This is a genomic window from Streptomyces sp. NPDC058295 (assembly GCF_042880655.1).
Taxonomy (GTDB): domain Bacteria; phylum Actinomycetota; class Actinomycetes; order Streptomycetales; family Streptomycetaceae; genus Streptomyces; species Streptomyces coriariae.
Window position 1 is genome coordinate 24,322 of the sequence record NZ_JBHVYO010000073.1, and the last position, 6,918, is coordinate 31,239.

The following is a 6,918-nucleotide window of genomic DNA, read 5'->3' on the forward strand; positions in this document are numbered from 1 at the left end:
TCGTTTCCGGGTCGCCTGGTGAGCGTAGGTTTGGGGTGGCCGGGCCTCAATGGCCTCGGCTCTACCAAATGCGCAACTCTTGGTTGCGCTTGCCGTCAGGGCTACCGGATCGCGGGAATCGGATTCTGCGAGAACCATGCGGAGAGAAAGTCCAGGAACACGCTGATCTTGCGCGGGGTGTCCTGTCCGGGGCCGTAGATGGCGTACAGCGGACGGTCGGGTACGGCGAGTTCCGGCAGCAGCACCTTCAGGGCGCCGGAGACCAGGTCGTCGTAGGCCGGGCGCTGCGGGAGCAGGGCGATGCCCCGGCCGTGCACGGCGGCCTTCTGGAGGGCCAGGTAGGAGTTGGACGAGAAGGCGATGTTGCGGATCTTGTGCAGGGCGCTGGCGTGGCCGTGGCCGATACGCCAGACCGGGTCGTTGACGTGCACCAGGCAGTCGTGGTTCGCGATGTCGTTGGGATGCGCGAGACCGCCCTGCCGTTCGATGTAGTCCGCCGAGCCGCACAGCACGAACGGCAGGGAGGAGATCTTCTTCAGGCGGACGCTGGAATCGCGGAGGTCGCGGGTATGGAAAGCGACGTCGAATCCGCTGTCCAGGAAATCGTAGGTGCGGTCGGACATGCCGCCGAGTTCGAAACGGACCTGAATCTTCGGATGGGCCGCGGAAAAGGCGGCGATCGCGTCGCCCAGGTCCAGGCTGCCTATCCATTTCGGACAGATGATGCTGAGGGTGCCTTCGGCCCGGTCGTGCGAGTCGGCGAGTGCCGCGTCCTGCGCGTCGATCTCCTCGAGAATGCGGGCGGCGAATTCCGCGTACCTCAGCCCCGGCTCGGTGAGGCTCACCGAGCGGGCGGTGCGGTTGACCAGGCGGACCCCCACCTGACGTTCCAGTTCGGCCACGTGCCGTGACACCAGTGACCCGGAGGAGCCCAGCTTCTTGGCGGCTCCGTTGAAGCTTCCGGCCTGAGCGACAGTGACGAAACTGTGCATCAGCAGCAAGCGGTCCATGTTTCCTCCGATTGCGGCTCCCGCCCGCGGCGTCGAGAACGGGAGCATTCCTGCGGCTCGGGACAACCGGGGCGCAGGCAGGCACCGCTTCCCGGTGGGGCCCTCACTTCGGGCAGTACTGGGGTGCCTCGCCCAGGTTGTCCTCGGTCACCAACAGAAGAGGAATGTTGGCAATTTTGTCAACCTTTTCCTTTCCAAGGAGTCCGACGGCGTTCTTCACGGCCGTCTCGCCGATCGTCTTCGCCGAGTTCGCGACGGTGGCCGAGAACTCGCCGCTCTTGACGGCGGCCAGGCCCTCGTCGGTCCCGTTCACGGTGACGATCTTGACGTCCTTCGCGCCGGCCGCGTCGAACGCCTTGCGCACCGCGAAGGCCATCTCCTCGTTGGCGACGAACGCGTAGTCCAGGTCCGGGTGGGCCTGGATCATGTTCTCCGCCACGTCCTGGGCCTTCGCGGGATTGAACATGCCCGGCTGGTCGGCGACGACCTTCCCCGTGGCCGGGAGAGCGCCCTTGAAGCCGCCCACCAGCAGGTCCGAGGCCGCACCGGGAGCCCCGGCCACGATGCCGACCTGCACCTGGTCGGTGCCCGCGTCCTGGGCGATCCAGCCCGCGTCGAGGCTGCCGACGTTCTTGAGATCGACGACGGCCGCGCCGAGGATGTCGGCGGCGTCGCTGGTGGACACGGAGGTGAGGTAGATCGGTATGCCCGAGGCCTTCGCCTTGGCAATGTCGCCCTTGAGCGCGTCGACGTTGACCGTCTGCACGATCAGCGCGCTCACGTCGCGGGAGATCATGTCCTCGATGTTGGACAGCTCGGTCCCGGCGTTCTGGTGGGAGTTGGCCGTGTAGACCTTCGCTCCCGCGGTCTTCGCCTGGCCCTCGACGGCTTTCTGCAGACAGTTGTGGAAGTTGGTGTCGCCACCGTTGACGAAGCCGAGGGAGACGCTGTCGGTACTGCCACTGCCGCTGTCGCCGTTGCCGCAGCCGGTCAGCACCAGGGTGGAGCCGGTGACGGTGGCGAACAGTGCCCTGCGTGAACGGGCGGAGAGTCTCATGGGAAACGCCTTTCAGGACGAGGCATGAACGAGCGGAGAGGTCAGTGACGCGCCGAGCCCGAGCGGGCCTTGTGCATCTCGTTGGCGATGGCCGCGACGAGCAGCACGGCGCCGACGGAGACCGGCTGGTAGTTGCTGGAGAAGTCCAGGAGGTTCAGCGCGTTGGCCACCACGCCGAGCAGCACCAGGCCAAGAGCGGTGCCGATGACGGTGCCGTGCCCGCCGGCCAGCGAGGTGCCGCCGATGACCACCGCGGCGACCACGGCCAGTTGGAGCGAGAGGCCGGCGGTGCCGCCGGGGCTGGAGGAGCCGAGGCGGGACAGCAGCATCAGGCCGGCGAGTCCGGAGAGGGTGCCGGTGAGGCCGTACAGGGTGAGTTTGCGGGCGGTGACGTCGATGCCGCTGAGGCGGGCCACGTGCTCGTTGCCGCCGATGGCGAAGGCGTCCCGGCCGAACACGGTGAACCGCATGACGAGCGCCGTCACGGTCAGCACCAGGACGGCGACGATCAGCAGATAGGGCACCCCGAGCACCTTGTCGTTGCCGAGGGCGAACATCCGGGTGCCGATGGAGATGGTGGAGCCGTCGTGGACCAGGAGCGCGACGCCGTCGAGCAGGGTGGCCGAGGCCAGCGTCACGACGAACGGCGCCACGTGGGTGAAGGTCACCACCAGTCCGTTGACGAGTCCGATGGCGGTGCCGAGCAGCAGCGCGACGACGACGGCGTAGCCGGTGGGCTGACCGTCGGCGAGCAGTTTCGCCGAGACCGCGGCCGTGACGGCGACGTTGCTGCCCATGGAGAAGTCCATGCCGCCCGCGGTCATCAACAGCGTGAGCCCCGCGGCGAGTACGGCGTTGACGCTGACCTGGCCGAGGATGTTGACGATGTTGCGGTCGGTGGCGAACGTCTCGCTCTGCGCGGCGGTGAACACCACGACGAGGACGAGGACGGCGATCAGACCGGCGTGCGGCAGATCGCGCACCTTGCCCAGCGGGAGACGGGACCTGTGCGCCTCGGGCGGGTCGGACACGCCAGGGGCATCGGGAAGTGTCTTGACGCTCACTGCGGTTGTCCTCCGAGGGCCGTGGCGACGAGTTCGTCGCGGGTGATGGCGGTGATGTCGTGTTCGGCGACCGTGCGGCCGGCGCTCACGACGACGACCCGGTCGGCGAGCCGCATGACCTCCTCTGCGGAGGAGGAGGCGAGCAGTACGGCCACTCCCCGGGAGGCGAGGTCGTCGAGGAGGGTGTGGATGTCGGCCATGGCCGCGATGTCCACGCCGTTGGTGGGGTCCTCCAGGAAGCACGCGGCCGGGGAGGTCTCCAGCCACTTGCCCAGCAGCACCTTCTGCTGGTTGCCGCCCGACAGTGCGCTGACCGGCGGGTTCCCGGCCAGTGCCCTGACTCCGTAGCTGTGGCGCAACGGGGCCGCCCGGCGGGCGAGTCGACCGCGCCGGTGCAGTCGGCGGCGCGCGAACCGGTCGTCGGCGAGCATCAGGTTCTCGTCCAGCGACATGCCCGGGACCAGGCCCAGGGAGCGGCGGTCGCCGGTGACACAGCGCAGACCGCTGGCGAGCGAGGCCGGGACCAGGCCGAGGGGCACGGCACGGCCGTCGACGTGCAGATCGCCGCTCTCCGGGCGCTGCCGTCCGGACAGCAGGTCGAACAGCCGGGACTGGGCGTCCCCGGCGGGCCCGAGGACGGCGACGATCTCGCCCCTGCGCACCTCGACGGTGAAGTCCCGGATGGCCCGGCCCTGGCTCAACCCCCTTACCGCGAGGCCGACTTCGTTCTTCGGCGTGGGGCGTTCGGGGCGGGTGGAGACGACGTCCCGGCCGACCATGGCACGCACCAGTCCCGCGTCGTCCAGCTCGGCGGCGGGCGCGCTCGTCACGACCGCCCCGTCCCGCAGCACCGTGAGGCGGTCGGCGACGGCCATGACCTCGTCGATGTAGTGCGAGATGTAGACGACGGCGACACCCTCGTCGCGCAGGGTGCGCACCAGGGCGCGGATCCGGTGGGCGTCCTTGGCGCTCAGACACGCGGTCGGCTCGTCCAGGATCAGCACCCGGCCACCGCGCCGGACCTCGCGGGCCACCTCCACCATGGTCTGCTCGGCGACGGTGAGCGAACCGGCGGCGCGCTCCACGTCGATGGCGATCCCCAGGGCGGCGAGGGCCGTGCGGGCCTCCTCCCTGACGGCCTTCCACCGCACGACGCGCCCCCGCGTGGGCAGGTCGCCGAGCAGGATGTTCTCGGCGACGCTCAGACCCATCGCCAGCTCGCGGCGCTGCGGCACCGAGGAGATGCCCAGCCTGCGCGCCCTGCGCACACTCAGTCCGTGCTGCTCCTGCCCGTCGACCTCGATCGTGCCGGCGTCGGCCTGGTGGACGCCGGACAGCACCTGCACGAGGGTCGACTTGCCGGCGCCGTTCATGCCCATCAGGGCGTGCACCTCGCCGGGGTACAGGTCGAGGTCGACGTCTTTCAGCGCGGCCGCCCCGCCGAAGCTCTTGGTGACGCCCCGGGCGCGCAGTACGGCGGTCACGGCCGGTCGCCCTCGGGGGCCACACGTCCGTAGCCGCGGATGTCCGGGAAGGGGGGCTCCTTGTCGGCCTGGAGGTCCACCTGGAAGGTGTTCAGGCACATGCCGAGCATGGTGAAGTTGCCGAGCGCGCCGATGGTGTCCACCAGGCCCTTGGAGCCGAAGTGCTCCAGTGCCGCCGCGAAGGTGGCGTCGGTGACGAAGTGCTCGTCGAGGATCTCCCGGCAGAAGCGATAGAAGACCTGGTCCGCCTCGTTGTCGAAGACCGCCTCGCGCTTCTCGGCGATCGCCTGCACGGCGGCCTTTGGGACGCCCGCCTCGATCGCCTGGTGCACATGGGCGTTCCAGGAGTACTGGGCGTCCCAGTTGCGGGCGGCCATCAGCAGGGTCAGCTCGCGCAGATGCTTCGGCAGCGAGCAGTCGAAGCGGGCGAACGCGCCGAGCGACTCGGCCCGTTCGCACATCTCCGGGCTGTGCAGCCAGACCCGGAAGGGACCGCGCACCGCGCCACGGCGGCCGGCGATCCGCGCGGCCAGCTCCTGCTGCCGCGCATCCATTTCCTCTACGTCGAGAACGGGGAGCCTCATCCGGCCGATACCTGCCTTTTCTTTCCGGCGCATTACGGGCACGGGTCGTGAATCCGTGCGGTGCCAGGTGAAGGTACAGCCGTGTCCGAGAAGCTCACCCACCTCGGAGCGCAACGTAAAACTGCACGCCGGAGGCCCCCCATTCGCCGGGCGGCGGCCTAACGTCGTCCGGCATGACCACCATCATCAAGGCCGCGTCCGTCCCGCTGCTCGACCGCGGCGGCGCGGTCGTGACGACACCGCTCGTCACCACCGCGTCGGCGGACGGGGAGAACCGGATCACCAGCGGGATGAGCGTCTACCCCGTGGGTTCCGGGGCCCCGCTGCACTCGCACAACTGCGACGAGCACGTGACGATCCTCGAGGGCGAGGCGGAGGTGTGGGTGGACGGCGAGGTGACGAAGCTGGAGCGGTTCGACACCACGTACGTGCCGTCGCCGATCCCCCACCTGTTCCGCAACGTCGGCGACCGCCCGCTGCGGATCCTGTGGGTGTACTCCTCGGGCCATGTGACACGCACGTTCACCGAGACCGGCCGGACGGTGGAACATCTGTCGGCGGAGGACCGGATGGGTTCCGACGGCTGAGGACGGCCGGGCGACGGCCGTCAGCGCACCGACGCCGTGACCGCCTCCGCGACGACCTCGGCGACCGCGGCCGGCTGCTCGACGAGGAGGAGGTGCCCGGCGTCGGGCACGGTGACCATGCGCACGCGCGGGCAGGCTTCGAGGCCGCGCCGCTCGTCGGCCGTCAGACCGATCGCGTCGCGGTCGCCGCGCACCACCCAGGCGGGCACCCCGGACCCGCACAGTCTCGGTACCAGCGACGGATACCGGTCCAGGTACGCGTAGTAGTCCCGGACGATCCGGCGGCAGGCCGTCGGATCGTTGCCGCCCATGACCGCCGCCAGCGCTTCGGCGCGGTGCGGCGGTATTTCGCGTTTCATGGACCGCGGCAGCAGCGTGATCATGGCCTTCCAGGCCGCCGCACCGACCCCGGGCACCCGGCCCACCGCGTTCAGCACGGTCAGGAAGGTCGCCTCGTCGCCCCGCGAGAAGGTCGGCGAGAGCAGCACCAGCGGGCCGTTGAACAGGCCCTGCGCGGCCATCTCCAGCGCCACGTTCGCGCCGAGGCTGTGCCCGACGACCGCGTCGCACCCGGCGTCGGCGGCGAAGTCGGCCATCAGCCGGGCGTAGTGCGCCATGGACACGTCCTCGGGCGCCTCGGTACGGCCGAAGCCCGGCTGGGTCACCGCGACCATGCCCAGTCCCGCCACCGCCGGTTCGGCCATGACGTCGGCGTAGAACTCGGTCGTGCACAGCCCGCCCGGAATCATCAGCACCCGGTGCGGAGCCTCCCCCGGCCCCGCCCGCCGAACCTCCCACCGCTCACCCATACGACGAGGGTGACGCCGGACGCGCCCCACCGCACCCTGGGGCCACCGACACCGAACGCCACACCCACCCGCGCCGCAGGCGCCCCCAGGGGCGCGGGGAACTGCGCGACCAGCCCCCACGCACCGGCAGCCGACGAACCCGGCAACCGCCAGACCGGCACCGGCCGCGCGAGCCGGCACACGTGACCACACCCCCAGGGGCGCGGGGAACTGCGCGACCGGCCCCTACGCACCCGCAGCCGACGAACCCCCGCAACCCCCGGCTGGGGCGGCGCCGGACGGCGGCGACGGCGGACGCCGGCCACCGCACCTCGTGCGGTGGG

Annotated in this window: 7 protein-coding genes; 1 reads left to right on the plus strand and 6 read right to left on the minus strand. The window is 70.4% G+C overall.

Annotated elements, in window-relative coordinates; all coding sequences use genetic code 11:
- Positions 1-101: 101 nt before the first annotated feature.
- From ACFVYS_RS40915 to ACFVYS_RS40935, 5 genes are all read right to left on the minus strand, one after another.
- Positions 102-1,010 (minus strand): LysR family transcriptional regulator, encoded by a 909-nt coding sequence (locus ACFVYS_RS40915; protein ID WP_389510587.1) that lies wholly within the window; start codon positions 1,008-1,010, stop codon positions 102-104.
- A gap of 103 nt (positions 1,011-1,113) precedes the next feature.
- Entirely contained in the window at positions 1,114-2,067 is a 954-nt protein-coding gene (locus ACFVYS_RS40920) for a sugar ABC transporter substrate-binding protein (RefSeq protein WP_389510589.1), read from the minus strand.
- 41 nt (positions 2,068-2,108) lie between these two features.
- Positions 2,109-3,131, minus strand: a complete 1,023-nt coding sequence (locus ACFVYS_RS40925) for an ABC transporter permease (protein WP_389510591.1) — start codon at positions 3,129-3,131, stop codon at positions 2,109-2,111.
- Positions 3,128-4,615 carry a sugar ABC transporter ATP-binding protein gene (locus ACFVYS_RS40930; RefSeq protein ID WP_389510593.1) on the minus strand — a complete coding sequence of 496 codons (1,488 nt, stop codon included), beginning with the start codon at positions 4,613-4,615 and terminating at the stop codon, positions 3,128-3,130. Before ACFVYS_RS40930 ends, ACFVYS_RS40925 begins: the two co-directional genes overlap by 4 nt.
- On the minus strand, positions 4,612-5,169 hold the full coding sequence (locus ACFVYS_RS40935; protein WP_389510599.1) for a carboxymuconolactone decarboxylase family protein: 558 nt from the start codon (positions 5,167-5,169) through the stop codon (positions 4,612-4,614). The genes ACFVYS_RS40930 and ACFVYS_RS40935 overlap by 4 nt, the downstream gene beginning before the upstream one ends.
- 203 nt (positions 5,170-5,372) lie before the next feature.
- Between ACFVYS_RS40935 and ACFVYS_RS40940 the strand changes: the two genes are divergently transcribed.
- A complete protein-coding gene (locus tag ACFVYS_RS40940) occupies positions 5,373-5,786 on the plus strand; it encodes a cupin domain-containing protein (RefSeq protein WP_389510594.1) in 414 nt (137 codons plus the stop codon).
- 20 nt (positions 5,787-5,806) lie between these two features.
- On the opposite strand, the gene ACFVYS_RS40945 is transcribed toward ACFVYS_RS40940, so the two are convergent.
- Complete coding sequence (locus tag ACFVYS_RS40945; RefSeq protein WP_389510596.1) at positions 5,807-6,595, minus strand: alpha/beta fold hydrolase; 789 nt, start codon at positions 6,593-6,595, stop codon at positions 5,807-5,809.
- Between the last annotated feature and the right edge of the window lie 323 nt (positions 6,596-6,918).

Excerpts from the sequence above, each read along its gene's own strand:
- ACFVYS_RS40915 (WP_389510587.1), bottom strand. The coding sequence starts at position 1,010 with ATGGACCGCTTGCTGCTGATGCACAGTTTCGTCACTGTCGCTCAGGCC.
- ACFVYS_RS40920 (WP_389510589.1), bottom strand. The coding sequence starts at position 2,067 with ATGAGACTCTCCGCCCGTTCACGCAGGGCACTGTTCGCCACCGTCACC.
- ACFVYS_RS40935 (WP_389510599.1), bottom strand. The coding sequence starts at position 5,169 with ATGGATGCGCGGCAGCAGGAGCTGGCCGCGCGGATCGCCGGCCGCCGT.
- ACFVYS_RS40940 (WP_389510594.1), top strand. The coding sequence starts at position 5,373 with ATGACCACCATCATCAAGGCCGCGTCCGTCCCGCTGCTCGACCGCGGC.
- ACFVYS_RS40945 (WP_389510596.1), bottom strand. The coding sequence starts at position 6,595 with ATGGGTGAGCGGTGGGAGGTTCGGCGGGCGGGGCCGGGGGAGGCTCCG.